Genomic DNA, 21,145 nt, shown 5'->3' with positions numbered 1-21,145 from the left:
TTTACTTTTTAGATACGCTTTAATTTAACCTAAACCTACTAGGAACGTAGTCTATATTTTTCTTGTACAAAATAGCTTCATTGGCAAAGGTGTTGATAATCACCTTTGGCTCACCAAGTAGATAAATTTCGGTCTTATCTTTTGCATCAATACTAATTTCTTCGTTGGTCAAAATATAGCAATCACTAGCACCTTCTGCAATTAGTGTAGTTTTGGCAACACTCAATTTTTCACCATAAAAGTCGGTGTCGCTATCTGCTCGTACTAACATCGATTTTACTTCTCCCTCAAGTTTTGCATATCCTTTTTGATATAAATCTACTTTAAGGCTATCGGTTGTAACAATTCCTTTTACTTCAGAATTTTCATTGATTTGATACGTAACTTCCTGAGCAGTAACATGTAATTCTACTACCGATTTTCCGTTGGTTATACAATTTACCTGGTTGGCATCTGCGGTAAGAAATACTTCGGCATTATCATTTGCATGTACTTCAAGCAAAGTACTATTAATGGGGGACAAGGATTTCACATTTACCTTGTCATATACTATAATTTTTTTTAATTCTGATGCATAAGAAATATCAAGATTTAATGCTTTTGCACGTCGCATATCCCGATCAGACTTGATTGTCAAAACGCTATCTACAACTTCTACTTGTATAACTTCTTGCAGATTACTATCTGCTTCGATCTTTACTTGATTATCATTACTTTCATCTAGAGTAACTTCGAAACCTTCATAAATTTCTATGGTATGAAAATCTTCAACATCTAGTTGTTCGGTACTAACAATTTTATTGCCTTTAATTTTTTCTTTTTGCCCGTAAGTGTTTCCTAATACCAGAAGTGTCAATACTAAAAATAATGTTCTCATATTTGTGCGAAATTTATATACTAATAAACAGTTTTTTTTGCCTTTAAGTATAGGTTGTATATAAAACTTATTACAAATATAAATAGAGAAGAGGTTTATATTATTTTCAGATTAAAAAAATAATAGATCATCATTTTTTGAAATAGAAGTGATTTAAACTTTTTTCAATTTACTATAAAAAAACTGCCTGGAAAGCATGGGTTGGTTAGTGTTGCTTTCTCAGACAGCTTAATTTTGGTTGATTATTGATTGGGTTGTTAGCTCTTAGTGGCCTCTAACATCTCCACCAGAGTTATCTGTTTCAGATACTTTTTCAGGATTTCCGTAGTAAACAACATCTGCACCACTTGTTGCTTTCCCGGTAAACTCATTTTTTGCATGAATTTTAATAGATGCACCACTTGTTGCTTTTGCTTCGGATACTAAACTTAACAAATCCTCTGCACGAATATCTGCACCACTGGTAGCATTTGCCTTATGATTATTTACTTTTCCGGTCAAATTCATCATGGCTCCGCTGGTAACAGAAGTTGTTATTGTTTCGGCTTTTACTTTTAATTTAATATCTGCACCACTAGTAGCACTAAGATCAAGTTCTTTTTGAACTACAGGTTCATTAGAAGAGACACTCGCACCACTATTAACATGAACTTTATTGATTTTGTCATAAGATACAAATACATTTTTTTCGTCTGCATAGTATATGTTTTGATCAGAAGTAACGTATAGCGTATTACCTTCTACATATACTTCGATGTGATCGTGTAAGTTTTTATTAGCTTCTACAATTACTTTTTGATCAGAATCGTCTACCAGGATAACATCTAAACCTCTACTTGCTTTTATGGCATTAAAATCCTGGTTAATGGTTCTTTCTTTTCTAATTACTTCTCCCTGGCCTTTAACCCCATTAAAGACAACATTACAAGAGCAGCATAAAGCTGATAAGCAAAAGGTGATAATAATTTTGGCTAGTGTAGTCATAACTGTTTGTTTTGATATATTTAACTGTTCGTTTTTTGATTAGTCTGCAGAAGCAGATTGATTTAATTTTCGGTTTTTATTTCTATTCCGTCCTCGTCTATTTTTACTTTTACGGGTTCATTATTTAGTTCTACTCCGTCTTCTCCGATTTTTAATTTAAAATCGTTGTCTTCAGAGTTTATATTTATGTTTACGCTATCGTCGTCTTCATCCCATTCGTTATATTCCCAATCGTTCTCATCTTTGGGGCAATCTTCACATTCGAATTTCCCGTCGATTAATTTTATGTATTCTCCTTCTTTTCCATCGATAGAGATATAATCATCGTATTTCCATGAGTTATTAAATCCAGAGGTATTATCATTTGCATATACGGTAATTCCCTCTGGTAATGTTAAGATTACTTTTACTTCCTGATCTCTGTATTTGTTAGCATAATCCGTAATTGCATATCCATCTAATAAAAGTGTATTACCATGTACTTCATATCCATATTTAAGTTCTTCGGCTCTTTTAGAAGCTTCTTCATAAGATCTTCCTTCTGCATTTTTTTCTATCATAATTCGTACTGTCGAGTCTCTTTTTGAAGCTTTTAGATATACTTCTATATCCTGGATAACGATTACCCGATTTCCCTGGTCATCTCTTTTGATTTTATAATCATTTCTATGATATAGGTGTTTAGTATATCTGTTATTTCCCTGCATTTTTATGGTTAGTGTATCGTTGCTTGTGATCGGAAGTACTTTTTGTTCCATAATCACTTCTGCGTTATATGCTTCGAGTGTAGCTTGTCTAACTCCAAGAATTCCTAACCCTATAAGAGAAAATATCCATACTCCTAATAAACCTAATTTGGCTGGTGTTCCTATAGATTTTAGGTTTTTTATCAGAATTTTTAGACCAAGAATAAACAGGAAGAAAAAAGGTATTCCTACGGCAAAAAATGTTACTAATGATACTAACCATAATGGAACTTCGGGATGACTGCCTACTTCAATATATTCTACCCATGGGGCATCCATAAATCCAAATGTTCCTATCGTAAACAGACCAACAAATAGACTAATAAGAGTAACTCCAGCTACTATTATAAGAATCACACCTATAAATTTCACAAAAATCTTTAAGAAGAATAGTAATACATCACCTAAAGCTTCAAAAAAAGTAGTAGAACTGCTTTTTACTTTGCTGCTATATTTTTGATAATCTACATTTTTTACGGTATCTGCTACACCATCAAACCCTTCTTTAATTTTTTTTTCTATGTTACTAATATTAACGGCTTCACCTTTCATAGCCAAAAAATCGGCTGTTGTTTTTGCTTCGGGTACAAAAATCCAAAATGCGATATAGATCAGAACAAATGCACCACTAGAGAAAACAGTAAACAATACCCAGGCTAACCTAATCCAAATTGGTTCAATCCCCAGATAGTGACTTAAACCAGAACTTACTCCTCCTACATAAGAGTTTGTTGTATCTCTAAATAATTGTCTTGATGGTTTCGTTTTTTGATATGTTGTGTTTGGTTCATCTTCGAAGATTTCTTCATCTAATCTATAATCTTCTGGCTGTCCCATTACAGCAATTACTTCTTCTACTTCTTTGTTTCCGATAACCTGTCGTTCGTCCTTTATTTTTTCACTGAACAATTCTGCTATTCTGGCTTCTATATCAGATATAATCTCATCTCTCCCTTGTGAATCGGTAAATGAGCGTTTTATAGCGCTGAGATAGCGTTGCAGTTTTAAGTAAGCGTTTTCGTCTATATGAAAAAATATGCCTGCTAAATTTATATTAACTGTCTTATTCATTTTACTTCTTTTTTTGTTTGGTTACCAGATTTACAGCATTCCGTAATTCGTCCCAAGTGGTATTTAATTCGCTAAGAAACAATTTTCCTGTTTCTGTGAGTCCGTAATATTTTCGTGGTGGCCCCGATGTAGATTCTTCCCAGCGATAGCTTAGTAATCCAGCGTTTTTAAGTCTGGTTAATAAGGGATATATCGTGCCTTCTACCACAAGCATCTTTGCGTCTTTAAGGGTTTCTAAAATTTCAGCTACATAGGCATCATCGTCCTTAAGGATAGAAAGTATGCAATATTCCAGAACACCTTTGCGCATTTGCGCTTTTGTGTTTTCGATCTTCATAAAACTAATTTTTAAAAGTTAAACTGTTCATTTTTTGATTGATGTTAGGTATTGATGATTGATGATTATTTTAAAAAATATTGATCAGAGAGTACTACTCCGGCAATAAAAACAGAGGTCAAAATATAATTGATTAGGTTAAATTTTAAACTATATCCCTGTTCTTTTGACGTTTTTATAACAAGAAAAAATAACGTAAAACATACAATTAACGGTAATATCCATTGTCCAAGTCCGAGCCATTGACTTATTCTGGCTTCATCATTAGGGTTAAAAATTGATACAATCATGGCCATTAACCTAAATGAAAATGCAAAGAATAAGAATGGATACCAATATGTGTTTTTTGTATTTCTGATCACATAAAAAAACATAAATGCTGTTAGTATAGTAAAAATAGGCCCTGCTGCGCTTACCAAATATTCGTGCCATACCGATGTATATTCTCCTTCTGCTAAGAAAGCCGAATTAAGTGTCATCTTCATAGGATATCCTAATAACTTTCCTGTAAGTAAATGTGCCAATTCATGAAAAAAGAAGGACAACAGAACTGCAAGGGCGGTTATCAAAATATATTTTATGTTAATGGTTTGCTTCATTATATTATTTTATAAATCGTATAGATAATGGATATCTGTAACTTTCTCCCTTGTTTGCTTTTAAAGCAGCAGTGATAACAAAAATTATTTCCAGAAAAAAACCGATTAGTGCTATAATTCCGATAAATGATGCTCCTATAAGAGTTCTAAAACCTCCTGCGTCAGAAAAATTGATAGAAAAATCATTAAAATGAAATAAATCTGTAATTGTTGCATCTCCAAAGACATGAAAGATAAAAAACGGAAAAGAAAATATTCCCAGTATTACAGTATATAATAGAATACTTAATTGAAAATTGATGGCTTCCTTACCATGATCATCTATAAAATCTGATTTATCCTTATTGGTCGTCCATAGTAGTATCGGAACTATGTAATTCCCAAAAGGAATAAAGTATTTTGAGAATGCACCTAAATGCATAAACGTTGCGATATTTTTGTGATTTTTGATTGACATTGTAAAAGTATATAATAGTTTCTTATGCAAATATATGGTTAAAAAAAGGTATTATGCAAAACATAGTACCATAATTTAACATAATTTTAAGATTTTTTACTCTTTTCTTGACTATTTCTTTTACCTATATTGTGAGAACTAAAAATAAAACTCATGGATATTACTCCTAGAAAACTTAATGCATTCTTACTATTTAAGTTACCTTCTGCCTGGCTATGTGGTGTAAGGGTTAAAAACATAGATACAACCAGCTGTACGGTTAGTGTAAAACATCGGTGGATCAACCAGAATCCTTTTAAATCTATGTTTTGGGCGGTACAGGGAATGGCGGCAGAATTAACCACAGGAGCTTTGGTAACAGGGTATATAAGAAATAGTGGTAAAAAAATATCGATGCTGGTGGCAAGCAATAATGCTACCTATACTAAAAAAGCTACAGGTAGAATTACTTTTGTGTGTACCGATGGACATTTGGTAGAAGACGCAATTAAAAAAACAATTGAAACAGGTGAGGGGCAAACGGTTTGGATGAAATCAATAGGAACTAATCAGGACGGTATTGAAGTTTCTACGTTCAATTTTGAATGGACAGTTAAAGTAAAGAATGAAAAGTAAAAATTTTACAACAAAAAATGATTAGACTGTAACACTTTATGAAATTCGTTTACTCATAAAGAAACTATTCATTAATCAATATACTATAAACATTAAAAAAATATGACGGCACACGAAATCGACTACGAAATTATAGGAGAAGAAATGCAGTATGTAGAGATAGAACTGGATCCACAAGAAGGAGTGATTGCAGAAGCAGGAAGTTTTATGATGATGGACGATGGCATAAAAATGGACACGATTTTTGGTGATGGTTCTGCAAAAGATACTGGAGTTCTTGGTAAAATATTTGGAGCTGGTAAACGATTGCTAACAGGGGAAAGCTTGTTTATGACCGCTTTTTATAATCAGGTAGGTGGAAAAAAGAAGGTAAGTTTCGCCTCTCCGTACCCGGGAAAGATTATTCCTGTTGATTTAACTAATTATGGAGGAAAATTTATTTGCCAAAAAGATGCATTTTTATGTGCTGCCAAAGGAGTTTCTGTAGGAATAGAATTTTCTAGGAAATTAGGAAGAGGATTATTTGGAGGCGAAGGTTTTATTATGCAAAAATTAGAAGGTGATGGTATGGCCTTTGTTCATGCAGGAGGAACTACCTCCCGCAAAGAACTGCAACCAGGCGAAAAACTAAAGGTAGATACAGGTTGTATTATTGGGTTTTCTAAAAGGGTACAATATGATATAGAATTTGTAGGAGGAATTAGAAATACCATTTTTGGAGGAGAAGGATTGTTTTTTGCCACATTAACTGGTCCCGGAGTGGTGTATATACAATCTTTACCATTTAGCAGACTTGCTAATAGAGTATTAGCATTGGCCCCCAGAGGAGGAGGGAAAAGTAAAGGCGAGGGTAGTATTCTAGGTGGTTTAGGAGATCTTTTAGATGGCGATAACAGTTTTTAACAGTGTTAAATAAGCGCCAAAAGACTGTTTTTTTAGTTTTATTTACATATATTAGCTAGAACAACTTTAAAAACTATAAGATTATTCCTACAATTACTTGTTTAAACCTAACATTTTTTAAACCCCTATTAATTTATGGCTAGAGCAATGTTTGATTACACAAAAACTGTGCTTAAAAAAGTAAGTTTTGATGTTAATCTTTTTACTAAGGAAGTTTTAAAAGCACTAAACAGACTACTTCCTCACGAGATTGAAGAATTAAAAATCTGGATTCAATCACTAACAGTTAAACAACCAGAATTGCAATCTTGTTTAATCTATTTAAAATCATAAAAAAAAGCGACTTTCTAGTCGCTTTTTATTTTTGCCATAGGGCTAATAATTTTTACATTTTGAAAAGTAATAGCTCCTTTTACAACACCAGCAATAGTAGAATGCAAAGCATCAATAATTTGCATTTTTAGTTCACTTTTATTAAAAATTAAACTCACTTCTCTCGCAGGAGAAGGCTCATTAAAGTAGTGAAGATTATTTTTTTCACCGTTTTTTACATCCAAAGTATGTAAATAGGGTAGAAGAGTCATTCCCAGACCTTCGTTAGCCAGCTTTATAAGGGTCTCAAAACTACCACTTTCTAACTGAAAATGATCTTCCTCATAGCTTTTCTTAGTCTTGCATAAATTAATGATCCCATCTCTAAAACAATGACCATCCTCTAGAAGAAGCATGTCATCGATATCAAGATCAGTAATATCAATTTTTTTCTTCTGATTTAGTCTGTGGGTAGAAGGAATATATCCTACAAATGGTTCATAATATAAAACACGTTCTTTTATATTTTCGTTTTCTAATGGCGTTGCAGCAATAGCAGCATCCAGATGACCATCGAGAAGGCGTTCAATTATAGCCTCTGTATGTAACTCCTCTATTTTTAATTTTACCTTTGGGTATTTTTTTATGAAATTGTTTAAAAACATAGGTAAAAGAGTAGGCATTACTGTAGGAATAACCCCTAACTTGAATTCACCACCAATGAAGCCTTTTTGTTGATCTACAATATCTTGAATTCGTTCACTCTCGTTTACAATATTTTTTGCTTGTTGAACAAGCTTATTACCGACTTCTGTAAGTTCTATAGGTTTTTTACTACGATCAAAGATGAGAATATCTAACTCCTCTTCAAGCTTTTGAATTTGCATACTTAGTGTAGGTTGAGTCACAAAAGTTTTCTCTGCAGCCTTGGTAAAGTTTTTGTGTTCTGCTACCGCTAAAACATATTTTAATTGTGTTATGGTCATGGTCTGTGTTTTGGGGAACAAAAATATAAAAGCTATTGATATTATTTATTAAATAATTATTAAAAATTTGTTTTGTCTATTGTTTTTGAAATAAAAAAAAGGAACGCATAGATGAGATGCAATTCCTTTTTTAATATACCTGTTATTCAGGTTTAATAGATTGATGAATATAGATTTTTAATTACATTCTGATTTCCAGCTCAAGGTTTTCTGAGTTTACTTCGAATTTGGCTTCATTCCATTGTGGAGGACCGTAACTCATGTTGTTATTAGACACACCATAATCTTCTTTTGGCATCCCGCCAGGTTCAAAATCCATTCGATTGTTTCCATTTACATCATGAAAACATGTAATGGCAAACACTCCTTCAGGAACATTAGAAAAAGTAACTTTTGCTACCCCATCTACAATTGTACTTTTTTCACCTTTGATTGGAGCAGCTTTCATAAAAGTATTTTCGTCATAAAGTCCAAAAAGAACTTCTCCTTCAGAACTTGTTATATTAGGAACAGTTACTGTAATGGTTACTCCTTTAGTTTTTTCCTGAGCGTGAAGAAGAAAGTTAGAAACTAAAAGCGCGGCTAATAATGCTAGAGTTTTCATATGATAAAGTTTTATAGTTATTTGTTTTTGATAAATCAAAAGTCTATAAACCTTTATTAAGGAGCAATAAGAAACTCCTCAGTTGTCATTTTTATAGGATGAAATGTAGTTCTAGAATAGTTACATAAAATAAAAGCCGTAAAATTATATGCTCTGTGAGTTAAAGATGATAATCAGAGATTCGAAATTGCATATAAGATTTTACTTATCAAATAGCTTGTATTGCCCTTTTAATCTTATCGTTATGGTAATGTCTTCTTTGTTGTTGTTTCTGAAATACCAACCGTGTTTACCTTCAAAAGGGGCTGTAAATGTTCCTGCCATATTATTAGAATATGCCAAAGTATAACTCTCATAAAATACATTTTCGGGAGGGTTTTCTTGTTTTACTTCTCCATGAAAATCTATATAAACAATAGCATCATTTGTAGTACTCCACTCATATTTTATACTTCCATACTTTAATGCTTTAAACTTATATTCTATACCTTTTCCTGCAGGAACAGTAACATTAATTGTATCATTTTGTTCTGTAAATTGTTCTGATGGTGGTGGATTGTTTGCTTCTACAGGTTTAGGTACGTTTGGCGGAGAACCTAATTTTTCTAATTTTAGCTTCTTGAAATTTAATTGAGATACTGGTGCTGTATCGATTGACTCTGTTTTTTCAGTATCATTTACATACAATCGACTAAAACCAAAGAGTTTTCCTGTTCCTAATGGGTCTATATTATATTCTGCAGGTAAAACTGCTGTTATAAGTACGACAAAACCAATAAACAACGCTATAAAAATTGATTTTATAAGTTGCTTTTTATTCATTATGTGAGTATTACTTGTTGTCATAATTTAGTGTTAAGCCATAAAATATCCTGTCATTTGAAATCCAAACAATAGAAAACCTGCAGCCATAAGAAGTATATTAGTAAGATTAGAAAATTTAGCGTAACTATTATATCTTCTCCAAACCCCTAAAAGTATGAGAACTAGCCCTAATGCTAAAAACTGTCCTATTTCTACCCCTATATTAAAACCAATTAGATTTACAAATAGTCCTTCTTTATCAAACTGAAATTCTTGTAATTTGGTAGCTAGTCCAAAACCATGAAATAATCCAAAAATTAATACGGCTATTTTAGTATTGGGCTGTTTCTTAAAAAATTGTTTAAATCCTCCTAGGTTATCAAACCCTTTATATACAATAGATAATGCAATAATGGCATCTATTAAAAAAGCATTTACATTAATATCTGCCATTACGCCGAGTAATAGAGTAAGACTATGGCCGATCGTAAAAAAACTTACGTATAATAGTATTTCTTTTGTTCGATACAAAAAGAAAATGACCCCCACTAGAAAAAGTAGGTGGTCATATCCCGTTATCATATGTTTTGCACCAATGTATAGAAACGGACCAAAAGCAATTCCTTTATTTCCTAATAAGAAAGACTGTGTTTCATCATCAACACCATGCGCATTTGCTGTTATTGAAACCAACACAAGGATTAGAAATATAAAGAATGTTGTAGTGCTTTTAAACATTGTTTCAATATTGGTTAATGTGCGTGCCCGTGTTCTTTTACTTGTCGAATACTGTCTAACCTTGCTTTTTCAGCTTCGTCAACCTCTGTTGTTGATTCTTGAGTAGCTTCTACTTTAGCAGGATCTGTGCTTTCTTCTTTTTTTTCTTTTTTCTCTGTACAAGCTCCTAAAACCCCTAAAGCTAATACCGCGATAATCATTGATTTTTTAATTGTCATGTTTGTGTTTTTTTAGATGAGTTAATTCTAATAAGTTTCTTTTAAATTTTTGAAGCCATACTATTTAACTAACTTAATTTTTTGATTAAAAATGTATCTTATCCTTGATTTCTAAAATAAAAAATTATCATTTTATTATTTATGATTTCATAAGTAAAATAGTGTTGCTTACATGGTAAATATAGTTTTTTTCTAAGATTGCCACAAAGTATGTATATCTCTTAGTGGTATGAATTTTCTATAAAAATAGAAAACAGAAAATAATGATTTTATAGTTGCATAGGTAGTAAACAAATTCTAATTAAAGAAGTTTTTTTGTGTTGATTTAGAGTGCCCATTTTAGTATTAACCTCGAAGTTTCTAATGTATATTATGAGGGTATATGATTCAAGTATATTCTATTTGGGAATGAAATAAATTTCTTATTTAATTTTCATGAGTTCTTTAGCAATAATTTCTTTGTTGAGGTATTCGCTATATAAATTCATAAAAAGTTCTGATGCTTTTTTACTCTCATCATAAATAGCACCAGCTGCAATAATGAGTGCAGCATTTTTCTCGTTTTCTGCATAATAGAGAGGAGGGTGGCCATCATTATCTTTAATATTTAAATCGATCTCCTTTGTTTTGAGTACTTTTTTTAAAACCGATATGTTTTGGTTAAATGCCGCATGATGCATTATGGTCTTACCATTTGCATCAACTGCATTAATATTGGGAGCTGCATTTAGTAATTGAATTGTTAACACATTATTTTGATCTTGCGCAGCAAGATGCAGAACAGATATTCCTTCACCATTCTTTAGCATTACATCTGCATTATTCGTTATAAGGTATTTCACCAAATTTTTACTATAATCATACCCACCATTAATTGCAAAATGTAAGGATCCAATATCGTTATGATACATACTATCATATCTATTATCGATGTTAGCACCATTTGCTAATAAAATATCAGCACATTCTATTTGATTAAAACGAATGGCTTCATTAAAAGGTGTGCTTTTATAGTTACTCAATTCATCTACTTTTGCGCCATTTTCCAGTAATAGTTTAACTAGATTATGTAGCCCTTTACGGGCAGCATAGTGAAGTGCAGAGAAACCATCATGCTTTTTCCCTTCTTTATTAGTAACATTAGCACCGTTTTCAATAAGATATCGGCTAATTTCTTCATTTCTATCTGAAGCTTTTATCAGTGCGGTTGCACCATTACTATTTGCTGCATTGATATTAATACCTTCTTCAACAAGTAATTTAACAACATCTATTTTTTCATAATAAGCAGCCTTATGAAGCATAGTTTCACCATAGGAGTCGGTTATATTAATATCAATTCCTTGAGCAATTTTCTCTTTGATCTGATTAATATCTGATATGTCTAAACTGTTAAATGCTGTCATAATTTTTTATAGATTAACTCAGGAGTTATCTTTCTTTATTAGGATCTAATATCGGAACAAAAATTTATATGAAAATAGTACATTTTATAGAGAAGAGATGTTTCTAAAACTACAATAATCCTCTGGCTTTGATCTCCAGGTATTTATTAATAGTATTAACCGTAAGGTTTTCTGGAGTAGTTAATACCGTTTGTATCCCATGTTTTTGTAACTCTTTTACCATTACTTTTTTGTCATATGCAAATTGCTGAGCAATAGTTTGATCATAAATGGTTTGTAGATCCTCTGCATTTTGTTCAATAAGATGATCAAGCTCTGTATTCTGAAAGAAAATCACTACCAATACATGTTTTTTAGCCAATGCCTGCAGATATGGAAGTTGTCTTTTTAATGACGATAGATGTTCAAAATTAGTATATAACAGAAGTAAACTTCTGTGGTTTATTTGTCGTTTAACATGGGTATATAGTAACCCATAATCAGAATCAAGAAATTGAGTCTTAATATTATAAAGTGTTTCAGAGATATTGTTAATGTATGTTTTCTTTCCGCTAGACGGCAAAAAATCATTTACTGTATTCGAAAAGGATAACATCCCGACTTTATCATGTTTTTTTAGGGCAATATTAGAAAAAGCCAGGGTACTATTAACGGCATAATCCAGAAGGCTTAATTCTTTAAAAGGCATTTTCATAACACGACTGGCATCGATAATAGAATAGATAGGTTGAGATTTTTCATCCTGAAATTGATTAATCATTAAGTTACCGTGCTTTGCAGAAGCTTTCCAGTTAATCGTACGAACATCATCACCGACTACATATTCTTTAATTTGCTCAAACTCCATCGTATGCCCAATACGACGTATTTTTTTAAGTCCTATTTGGGTTAACTTATTATCAATAGCCAGAAAATCATACTTTTTCATCTGGATAAAAGAAGGATATACTTTTACCATTGCAGCTTTATCAAAACTATAACGACGTTTTACAAGGCCTATTCTGGTCATTGCATATACATATAAATTTCCGAAGACATATTCTCCTCGTTTTACAGGTCGTAATGAGTATTCAAAATCTAAAATAGATTTAGGAGAAATACTTCCTTTTTTAAGGAAATCACGTTTTTGAAATTGCACTGGGATCTCATCGATAACCTCTACATAGGTCGTAAATTTGTAATTACTTTTTATTCGAACCGGAACGGCATTAAAATCACTATTAGAAAATTTATTTGGTAAAATTCTATTAGCATGAATTCCATTTTTAGTAGTATACAAAGTCACAATATCAAATAGAAAAACAATCATTAATCCCCATACCAATAACCAGACAATAGGATATATTGAAGTAAACCAGTATGAGAATAAAAACAATACTGATAGTAGCGTGAGTATGTAAAATACTCTAGAGCTTAGATATAGTGATTTTAAAAACTGGATCAAAACTAGCGTGGTATTTCTACAGATTGCAGGATCATTTCAATAACATTTTCTGTTGTCATTCCTTCCATTTCACGTTCTGGTGATAAGATCAAACGATGGCGTAGCACAGGGAAAAGGGATTTTTTTATATCCTCGGGGGTAACAAAATCTCTCCCGTTGATTGCAGCAAAAGCTTTTGAGGCATTCATAACAGCAATTGATGCTCGTGGAGAACCTCCTAAATATAAATGAGGATGTGTTCTGGTTTTGGTTACAATCTCGGCAATATATCCTAAAATTTTCTCTTCGATAATTACCTCTTGCGTTTTTGCTTTAAATTCTAGCAATTGCTTTGGGGTAATTACAGAATTCACCATTTCTATAGGTTTTGCTGTTTTTCTCTCGTGATGTGTTTTTAAGATATTGATTTCATCTTCGAGAGTAGGGTAATCTACCTTGATTTTAAATAAAAACCGATCTAATTGTGCTTCTGGTAGGGCATAAGTCCCTTCTTGCTCTACAGGGTTTTGAGTTGCTAATACCATAAAAGGAGGGGCCATTGGATATCGAATACCATCTATGGTTACTTGCCTTTCTTCCATTACTTCAAACAAGGCTGCCTGAGTTTTGGCAGGAGCACGATTAATTTCATCAATAAGAACCATATTAGAAAAAATAGGGCCTTTTTTAAATTCAAAATCACTTGTTTTCATATTAAGCACAGAAGTTCCTAATACATCACTTGGCATAAGATCAGGAGTAAATTGAATTCTGTTAAAATCTGTCTTTAACGTTCTGGCAAATAATTTGGCGGTTACCGTTTTTGCAATCCCAGGTACTCCTTCGATTAAAACATGACCGTTAGATAACAGAGATACAATTAATAGTTCGATAAAATCCTGCTGTCCCACGATTACTTTCGCCAATTCTGCTTTTAGTTTCTCTACAGATTGTTGTAATTCGCTAAGATCTATCCTATTCTGAAAACTCAGATTTTGCTCTTGAGAGGTTGTCTCAGAAGTTTGCTCTGGATTTGTATTATTTTTAATTTCTTCGTTTTCCATTTATGATTCGTTTAAATGATATATCGTTTTTTAAGATTGGCTTTTGAATGTATTTATCAATTCATAAAGCTTTAATACATCTTCTTTTTCGATTTTTACTTTTTTATTCAGTTCATCAAAATATTTGAATAGTATTTTGGTATCCTCTATACTATTATTGCTTCTGGAAGCAATATCGATTATTGTTTTTTCATTGAGCTCATTTGTCGGGATTCTAAGCACGTTACGTACGTAATCCAAAAATAGCAGGTTTTGCTTAGTAGCAATTTCTTTATGCTTCCCTTTTTCAAAATACATTCCGCTAATCGTCTTTGTAAAAGATAGAGTCTGGTTTTTTAAGGGTTCTATAATGGGAATACTACGTTGTTTTCGTTTTCCTTCAAAAATTACAAAAAGGACTACTCCAATAAGAACAAAGTAATATGCCCATTTGAGATAGCGATTATTTAAAAGTAAGAAAAGTGGAGAGGTATAAAATGTTTTTCCTGACTTATAATAATTATCCCATAGTATTTTTTGATTGGGATTTATATAGGCCAAAAGGTTTTGAGAATATTGATAGTTTTTGTCTGTTAGCATAAAATAATTCCCAAAGGCCTCGGGGAAAGTATGTAATAAGATTTTCCCTTTGCCAAAAGATTGTTGTATATAGTTTACTTTTGGATCTTTGACCTTCAGTGTGTCATTATACAATTGAGTAACCCCCAAAATAGTTGCATTTATCGTATCTAATTCGTTAAAATATGGGTTATAAATATCTTGGTCATATAAAAAAGGAGATGGTGTTTTAAGCTCTTTATTAACCAACTCAACAAGAGGTTTTGTAGATATGTTATCTATTGATATAAGATTATCTGTTTCAATATTAAGAGTGTCTAATAATCGATTTTCAATAGTTTTTGCCGATACAAATAATGTATTTCCGTTTTCAACCCATTTTAATAGGGTATTTAGCTCATTTTTATCAAAGTTGATTGATCCATTAACAAAAAAGTATGTCCCCGATATAGAATCATTATCGTTAAGAAATTCGTAAGGAGGTTGGTTTATATCTTGTAATCCTTCGATATCAAAAGATTCCTTGATTAAATTATAAGATACAAAGGAACCCAAAGGAATTTTATCGGTCTTTGCATAACTGGGATACCAGTTTACAGGTTCGGGCTCACTAGCTTCTATAAAAGTAAGTATACCAATAGCTACTATAATGATGACGATTAATATTTTAGAACTTTTAGTCATCACATTAACGTTGAATAAGATGGGTTATAGAAGTAAACTCTTTTTCAGCTTTCAGGTATAATTTTTCATTAACCTCAAAGCTACCATACCAGATAAAATCGTATAATTTGGTGATGGATTTAAATTGGCGTTGTACCGTGTCGTCTGCTAATTCCTTGATATAATCAGTATTAGTTTTTTGAGCTTCCCATTCAATTAGTTCTACATCAGATAATTTTTTTAGTACAAACAGATAATAATACCGAATTGCCAATCTATAATTTTTATGCTGTAAGGCCTGATCAATCAATTGTTGAATATCTTGGTTTTGAATAATATCTTCGTCTTCTGTAAGTTCTATTTGCGGAGGAATTTGTTTTTCAAGAAGCATATCCGATGGGTTTACTTTCATAAACAACCAACCTAATAAGAATAATACTCCTACAATTAAAAGGTAGGGGAGTAATCTAAAAACTACTGCCCAGAACCCCGTTACTTCTTCTGTACCGAACAGCCACGAGATAAATCGATTCCAAAGTTGAGTGACCCAGTTCTTAAACTGTGTCCACCAATTATCAGGTTCTTGATATTCGGTATAATCAAAATCATCTTGTGTTTTAAACTCTTCTATTTTTTGATGATCAAACTGTGGTGCTTTTTGCTGAGAGTCGAGATCATAAACTAACTCCTGGGGATCAGTTATCGCAGTACTATCCTGAACTCTTGCTGATAAGAAGAGTGGCACAAAAAATAAGACGTAGTAAAGAATTTTCAATTTATTCTGATTTACCTAAAGAATCAATTTGTTCTAATGCGCCTGTAGCGTGTTTTCTTTCATTCAAATTATAATATATAAATGCAGTAGAAATTGCAGTGATAATATATAGTATATACTGAGCTGCTGATGATAAAGTGTTTAAGGCGATAAAAACCCAATCAAACATAGTAGATGGATCAGCCAAAGACCCTTCTGAAGCAGCAGTAAACGATTTGGTAAATGTATAGATCAATGCAGGAATAGAAAATACAAAGCCTATTACTCCTATAAGTATTGCTATAATAAAAAGTGTAGCAAAGGTGATCCACCATTCGTTTTTTATAAGTATGAAACTATCATTTATTGCATCAGAAATACTAGTACCCCTAAATACTAGAATTGAAAAAACCAAACTCATAGGGACATACAAATAGATACCAGGAATAACACAAAGCATAAAACCAAAAAAGGTAATCAATCCCGAAAGAATTCCTAATCCGATAATATTTCCAAAATCCTTTTTTACTCCTTGTACTACCACTTCAAGGTCAACATTACCTTTATTATCAATATAGTTTTTAATATAGTGTAAAACTGTACCAAAAAGTAATGCATAAAATACAAGTAAGGTTGCCAACATTGCAAAAAGAGCAATGATAAGACTTCCCGAATTATACATTCCACCATTTCTAATACTCACCGGATCAAAAATATTGGCAGATGAATGTGTATAATATGCAGAAGCAAGTAAAAGTAATATAAATGGGATTCCCGAAGTTTTTAACAAAACAGATAGCAATGATTTACCATTTTGTCGTATAAAAGCAAAAGTATCTGTTAGGATATCTCCTAATTCTCTTTTTTTCTTAAATTCTATGTAGTTGTTATTCATTTTTTAGTCTGTTATAAAGTTGTCTGGGGTAAATTACATAATAAAACAAGATGAGAGCTAGCGACCCAGATATGATTAAAATAGCGAGCCAATCTGGCATTTCGGTATGTCTGGTCACAAAGCCTTCTAAAAACCCTGCTAATATAAAAAAGGGAACTGTGCTAATCACAATTTTTAACCCTGCTTTAATTCCTTTAACAAAAGAAGTAAGTCGAGTATACGTTTTTGGAAACAAAATAGAGTTTCCTACAACCAGACCTGCACACCCTGCAATAATAATCACAGAAATTTCAATGGTACCATGAATCCATATCGTACGGGCACTTTCCCAAAGTAATCCTTTCTCGTAGAAAAAATACTGAAAAGAACCTAGCATTATAAAATTTTGCATGAGCATATATATGGTTCCTATCCCAAACATCACTCCTAGAATAAAACAATTAAGAGCTACTCTAATATTATTTATGGTGATACCCAAAAACATATTAGTTTCTTCCATTTTTTTGTAAACAGCCATGGGATCTTCGTTAGCAATATTTTCTAAGGTCATATTCACATAAGCATCACCTAAGATCGACCTTACAAATGCCCCGTCTGTTGCAGAAGAATATGCTCCTATAGCTGTAAATAAAACAGAAATGAGAAATGCAATAAGTAAATGTTTTTGATATTGATAGAATTCTAAAGGAAATTCTTTAACCCAAAAAGAATACAACCGATTTTTTTTCTCTTTTTTTGTTTTATAGATTTTTTGATGAGCACTAGATGCTAAACCATTTAAATAATTAAGAGTTTGACTATTAGGATAAAATGTCTGAGCATAACTAAGGTGATCAGTTATCTCTATATATAAATTAGAAAGCTCATCTGGAGTTATTTGAGCATTATTAACCAGAACACTTTCAAATTTTAACCATTTATCTTTATTTTGCCTCACAAAAGCCGCCTCACGCATGTATCGAAGATTAAGAGGTTCAAAGAAACATAATTAATGGATAATTTTCAAATAGAAACTGCTCAAAATGTTAGTATACAGCAAAATGCTGCCGGAATAGGAGAGCGTATTCTAGCATATCTCATTGATCTTTTGATTATCATAGCGTATTTTATTATCGCTACGTTTATGATTGGAGCATTAAGTTTAGATCATGGAGACCAATGGGCTTTTTGGTTAATTTTAGGTTTACCTCCGTTCTTATATTTCATATTATGGGAAACATTTTGGGATGGTAAAACTCCCGGTAAAGCAACGATGAAAATAAAAGTGACCCGTATGGATGGAGCAAGACCTGCTTTCTCGAATTATCTGGTACGATGGTTACTTCGTTTGTTAGATATTACATTGGCATTTGGCGGTGTTGCTGTTGTCTCTATTTTATTAAATGGCAAAGGACAACGTCTGGGAGATATGGCAGCAGGTACTACTGTGATTAGTGAGCGGCAACGTGTACGATTTAACCAAACCATATTAGTTGATATCCCAGAAGACTATGTAGCCATGTATCCCCAGGTTACTGTTTTTAGTGATGCCGAGATGCGTAAAATAAAAACTATTTATACCGAAGCAAGACGAGATGCAGATCATAATATCATTCTCGAACTTTCTAAAAAAGTAAGTACTTTGATGGATGTTACTCCACAAGAAAAACCATTACAATTCGTAGATCGCGTAATTGCCGATTATAATTATTATACACAGAAGTTGTAATCATCATTACCTATCATTAATTAGTTTTCGACAGGCTGTGACTAACAATTAGAGCTTAGGTCTCCTTTTTAGTCTCTTTTACTATTAATGCACTTTTAACTATCATGTTTAATATTTCAATAATTGATGTTATATAATTGAAAAAGAGGTGTTTTTATGTTTTTTTAAATTTTATTTATTTGATTTTCAGTTTATTATGGTGGAATGTAAAAGTTTTACGGGATAACCGTATGCGTTGCGTCAAGAAAAAATGGTAGTATTTTATTACAGTTCGATTTACTCCACTATCCTACCTAGAAATCGGATTTTCATATTTGTTTTATTGATCAATTTCGAGAATGAAGGTGTGTAGTATGTATCTAATCATATTTTCTTGTACGGAGAAAAATGTAATTGATATAGTACAGAAATATACGGCTGATTTTTGAATTGAATACAAAAAGGAAACCGTTTCTGTAATAAGAATAAACATACAAATCATTAATTTTTTAAAATCAAAGTAGATATGAAAAAAATCGTTTTAACTTTAGGAATATTTTTAAGTGCATATGCAACGTATGCAGTAAACTCTAATGAAAAATTAGAAATTGAAAGTAATAATTCAACACAAATCGTTGAGGAGGATGATAATTGTTATAGAATAGTGGATCATTATGATCACGCTGGAAATTGGATAGGTGTTTCCGTATTTCCATGTTAGTTAGATTAAATAAATAATTGAATTTTTTACGGAAACGGTTTTAATATAAATAATCTTATATAACAGAAATGAAAAATCTAATATTTATAGTAGTTTTTTTAATCTTTAATTATACAGCCAACTCGCAAAAAGAAACTATTGGTATTGTAAAATATCAAAATATAATCCATAATGAAAATGGCGTTTCTTTTGCAGTTCCTTACAAGTTGTACTTTAACAGTGTTATTTCTTCGTATAGAGAAGAAGGAGTAGCAAAGAGAGTAAATCATGAAAAATCAATAGAAGAAGAAAGAGAAGAGGGAAGGGTTGCTTCTGAACATAAAGTAATGAAGAGTAGTTTGCCACGAGCGTATTACTACACAAATAACAAGACCAATGAATTAATTTTTAGAGAATCGATAGTTGGTAAACTTTATGTTGTTAAAGATAATATTGAATCTATTCCCTGGCAGTTACATAATGAACATAAAAAAATAGGGGTGTACTCTTGTCAAAAATCTACAGCAAAATATCGAGGAAGAGAATATACAGCATGGTTTACATCAGAAATTCCTATATCGCATGGCCCATGGAAATTAAGAGGATTACCCGGTCTGATTCTAGAAATTACAGAAGAAACGGGTAAGTTTGAGTTTAGAGCTATTAAAATAAATCTACAACCAGATAAGAATGAAGTTCAAGGTAAATTAAACAAGCCGAGTATAGACAAAATCACAGATATGACAACCTATATAAAAGCACTTAAAAATAAATTTGAAGAAACATTGGCAAATCTTAGAGCTTCTTTACCTAGAGGGGCAAAGCTAATGACAGACTGTGATGTTTGTCCTGATCCAAAAAACAATAGTTTAGAGCGATTTGATTAATTATAAACTAGAATGAATAAACTAAACTTTTTAATTACATTGATCATTTTATTGGGTAATACGGTTATTGCACAAGAAAAAATTAAAACAGGTGTTGTCACTTATTACAATATAGTAAACAATCCTAACGGTATATCATTTACAAGTACTTGGAAGTTGTATTTTGATAGTAATACATCAATGTATATCAAATCAAAAGAAACTAAAGCGATTAATACGCCTAAGGAAGAAGTGAGAGGAGCAACTACGATACGAACTGAGATCAAAGTTTTAAAAAGTAAAAAAACTCCCTTTTATTTTAGTGATTTAGATAAAAAAGAATTAGTGTTTAGAGAAACTGTATCACAAGAATTATATACCATAAAAGATAGTATAGAAACGATCCCATGGAAATTACATGATGAATTTAAAAAAGTAGGCATGTATCAATGTCAGAAAGCTACAACTCCATTTCGAGGGAGAGAATATACCGTTTGGTTCACTACAGAAGTACCTATTTCTTATGGACCATGGAAATTGAGAGGATTGCCAGGTTTAATTATGGAAGCTACTGATCAGACTAATAAATTTAAATATGAAATTGCTAAAATAGAACTAGGTGTAAACCCTTTAGTGGTAAAAGAAAAATTAGTTATTCCTGATGATGTAAAGAAAATTCAGCCAATGTCAGTATATATAGATGCCATAAAAAATGAATACGAAAATACTATGGCTAGAGCTCGTGTATCTTTACCAAAAGGAGCCCGATTAGCTGAAGATCACGAATGTGATGGATGCCCAAAAAGAAATAATAGAACTAAAGAACTTTATAATTGATATATCATAAGTTTATAAAGTATACATATTGCCTAATATTA

General features: G+C 31.9%; 25 protein-coding genes. 7 read left to right on the top strand and 18 right to left on the bottom strand.

What is annotated here, in order from left to right:
* Nucleotides 1-19: 19 nt before the first annotated feature.
* From ATO12_RS10890 to ATO12_RS10865, 6 genes are all read right to left on the bottom strand, one after another.
* Complete coding sequence (locus ATO12_RS10890) at nt 20-877, bottom strand: GIN domain-containing protein (RefSeq protein WP_034241831.1); 858 nt, start codon at nt 875-877, stop codon at nt 20-22.
* Between the two features lie 264 nt (nt 878-1,141).
* The gene (locus ATO12_RS10885) at nt 1,142-1,861 is read right to left on the bottom strand and encodes a head GIN domain-containing protein (protein WP_034241830.1); all 720 of its coding nucleotides are present in this window, start codon (nt 1,859-1,861) and stop codon (nt 1,142-1,144) included.
* A 62-nt stretch (nt 1,862-1,923) separates the two neighbouring features.
* Nucleotides 1,924-3,678, bottom strand: coding sequence for a PspC domain-containing protein (locus ATO12_RS10880; protein WP_034241828.1), 1,755 nt, complete (start codon nt 3,676-3,678; stop codon nt 1,924-1,926).
* Between the two features lies 1 nt (nt 3,679).
* A complete protein-coding gene (locus ATO12_RS10875; RefSeq protein ID WP_025664659.1) occupies nt 3,680-4,015 on the bottom strand; it encodes a PadR family transcriptional regulator in 336 nt (111 codons plus the stop codon).
* A gap of 65 nt (nt 4,016-4,080) precedes the next feature.
* Complete coding sequence (locus ATO12_RS10870; protein ID WP_034241827.1) at nt 4,081-4,614, bottom strand: zinc metalloprotease; 534 nt, start codon at nt 4,612-4,614, stop codon at nt 4,081-4,083.
* Between the two features lie 4 nt (nt 4,615-4,618).
* Nucleotides 4,619-5,071: a DUF4870 domain-containing protein gene (locus ATO12_RS10865; RefSeq protein WP_034241825.1), complete on the bottom strand. Its 453-nt coding sequence runs from the start codon at nt 5,069-5,071 to the stop codon at nt 4,619-4,621.
* 153 nt (nt 5,072-5,224) lie between these two features.
* Between ATO12_RS10865 and ATO12_RS10860 the strand changes: the two genes are divergently transcribed.
* From ATO12_RS10860 to ATO12_RS10850, 3 genes are all read left to right on the top strand, one after another.
* Nucleotides 5,225-5,686 (top strand): DUF4442 domain-containing protein, encoded by a 462-nt coding sequence (locus ATO12_RS10860; protein ID WP_034241823.1) that lies wholly within the window; start codon nt 5,225-5,227, stop codon nt 5,684-5,686.
* Nucleotides 5,687-5,788: 102 nt separating this feature from the next.
* The gene (locus ATO12_RS10855) at nt 5,789-6,589 is read left to right on the top strand and encodes a TIGR00266 family protein (protein ID WP_034241821.1); all 801 of its coding nucleotides are present in this window, start codon (nt 5,789-5,791) and stop codon (nt 6,587-6,589) included.
* Nucleotides 6,590-6,724: 135 nt separating this feature from the next.
* Nucleotides 6,725-6,922, top strand: coding sequence for a hypothetical protein (locus ATO12_RS10850; protein WP_025664664.1), 198 nt, complete (start codon nt 6,725-6,727; stop codon nt 6,920-6,922).
* A 14-nt stretch (nt 6,923-6,936) separates the two neighbouring features.
* Here the strand turns inward: ATO12_RS10850 and ATO12_RS10845 are convergent, their stop codons facing one another.
* The 12 genes from ATO12_RS10845 to ATO12_RS10790 all read right to left on the bottom strand — a co-directional run bounded on the left by ATO12_RS10845 (nt 6,937) and on the right by ATO12_RS10790 (nt 17,969).
* Nucleotides 6,937-7,887 (bottom strand): LysR substrate-binding domain-containing protein, encoded by a 951-nt coding sequence (locus tag ATO12_RS10845; protein WP_034241819.1) that lies wholly within the window; start codon nt 7,885-7,887, stop codon nt 6,937-6,939.
* A 181-nt stretch (nt 7,888-8,068) separates the two neighbouring features.
* Nucleotides 8,069-8,491 carry a DUF2141 domain-containing protein gene (locus tag ATO12_RS10840; RefSeq protein WP_034241817.1) on the bottom strand — a complete coding sequence of 141 codons (423 nt, stop codon included), beginning with the start codon at nt 8,489-8,491 and terminating at the stop codon, nt 8,069-8,071.
* 201 nt (nt 8,492-8,692) lie between these two features.
* Nucleotides 8,693-9,313, bottom strand: a complete 621-nt coding sequence (locus tag ATO12_RS10835) for a hypothetical protein (RefSeq protein WP_240486124.1) — start codon at nt 9,311-9,313, stop codon at nt 8,693-8,695.
* Nucleotides 9,314-9,346: 33 nt separating this feature from the next.
* Nucleotides 9,347-10,033, bottom strand: coding sequence for a HupE/UreJ family protein (locus tag ATO12_RS10830; protein ID WP_034241813.1), 687 nt, complete (start codon nt 10,031-10,033; stop codon nt 9,347-9,349).
* A gap of 14 nt (nt 10,034-10,047) precedes the next feature.
* Complete coding sequence (locus ATO12_RS10825; protein WP_131248813.1) at nt 10,048-10,233, bottom strand: hypothetical protein; 186 nt, start codon at nt 10,231-10,233, stop codon at nt 10,048-10,050.
* Nucleotides 10,234-10,673: 440 nt separating this feature from the next.
* The gene (locus tag ATO12_RS10820; protein ID WP_034241809.1) at nt 10,674-11,657 is read right to left on the bottom strand and encodes an ankyrin repeat domain-containing protein; all 984 of its coding nucleotides are present in this window, start codon (nt 11,655-11,657) and stop codon (nt 10,674-10,676) included.
* 109 nt (nt 11,658-11,766) lie between these two features.
* The gene (locus ATO12_RS10815) at nt 11,767-13,098 is read right to left on the bottom strand and encodes a DUF58 domain-containing protein (protein ID WP_034242063.1); all 1,332 of its coding nucleotides are present in this window, start codon (nt 13,096-13,098) and stop codon (nt 11,767-11,769) included.
* Between the two features lie 5 nt (nt 13,099-13,103).
* Entirely contained in the window at nt 13,104-14,144 is a 1,041-nt protein-coding gene (locus ATO12_RS10810) for an AAA family ATPase (protein ID WP_034241807.1), read from the bottom strand.
* Nucleotides 14,145-14,174: 30 nt separating this feature from the next.
* Nucleotides 14,175-15,386, bottom strand: coding sequence for a DUF4350 domain-containing protein (locus tag ATO12_RS10805; protein ID WP_034241805.1), 1,212 nt, complete (start codon nt 15,384-15,386; stop codon nt 14,175-14,177).
* 4 nt (nt 15,387-15,390) lie between these two features.
* Nucleotides 15,391-16,140 carry a hypothetical protein gene (locus tag ATO12_RS10800; protein ID WP_034241803.1) on the bottom strand — a complete coding sequence of 250 codons (750 nt, stop codon included), beginning with the start codon at nt 16,138-16,140 and terminating at the stop codon, nt 15,391-15,393.
* 1 nt (nt 16,141) lies between these two features.
* The gene (locus ATO12_RS10795) at nt 16,142-17,014 is read right to left on the bottom strand and encodes a hypothetical protein (RefSeq protein WP_034241802.1); all 873 of its coding nucleotides are present in this window, start codon (nt 17,012-17,014) and stop codon (nt 16,142-16,144) included.
* The gene (locus ATO12_RS10790; protein ID WP_034241801.1) at nt 17,007-17,969 is read right to left on the bottom strand and encodes a stage II sporulation protein M; all 963 of its coding nucleotides are present in this window, start codon (nt 17,967-17,969) and stop codon (nt 17,007-17,009) included. The genes ATO12_RS10795 and ATO12_RS10790 overlap by 8 nt, the downstream gene beginning before the upstream one ends.
* Before the next feature lie 36 nt (nt 17,970-18,005).
* Here ATO12_RS10790 and ATO12_RS10785 point away from each other — a divergent pair, with 36 nt between their 5' ends.
* The 4 genes from ATO12_RS10785 to ATO12_RS24825 all read left to right on the top strand — a co-directional run bounded on the left by ATO12_RS10785 (nt 18,006) and on the right by ATO12_RS24825 (nt 21,104).
* The gene (locus ATO12_RS10785) at nt 18,006-18,722 is read left to right on the top strand and encodes an RDD family protein (protein ID WP_034241798.1); all 717 of its coding nucleotides are present in this window, start codon (nt 18,006-18,008) and stop codon (nt 18,720-18,722) included.
* Between the two features lie 505 nt (nt 18,723-19,227).
* The gene (locus tag ATO12_RS10780) at nt 19,228-19,422 is read left to right on the top strand and encodes a hypothetical protein (RefSeq protein ID WP_034241796.1); all 195 of its coding nucleotides are present in this window, start codon (nt 19,228-19,230) and stop codon (nt 19,420-19,422) included.
* A gap of 68 nt (nt 19,423-19,490) precedes the next feature.
* On the top strand, nt 19,491-20,288 hold the full coding sequence (locus ATO12_RS24830) for a GLPGLI family protein (RefSeq protein WP_051575748.1): 798 nt from the start codon (nt 19,491-19,493) through the stop codon (nt 20,286-20,288).
* A 12-nt stretch (nt 20,289-20,300) separates the two neighbouring features.
* Nucleotides 20,301-21,104 (top strand): GLPGLI family protein, encoded by an 804-nt coding sequence (locus ATO12_RS24825; RefSeq protein WP_051575747.1) that lies wholly within the window; start codon nt 20,301-20,303, stop codon nt 21,102-21,104.
* The last annotated feature ends 41 nt before the right edge of the window (nt 21,105-21,145 follow it).

The organism is Aquimarina atlantica (assembly GCF_000626715.1).
Classification (GTDB): domain Bacteria; phylum Bacteroidota; class Bacteroidia; order Flavobacteriales; family Flavobacteriaceae; genus Aquimarina; species Aquimarina atlantica.
This window is presented reverse-complemented; position numbering and strand designations above follow the sequence as displayed.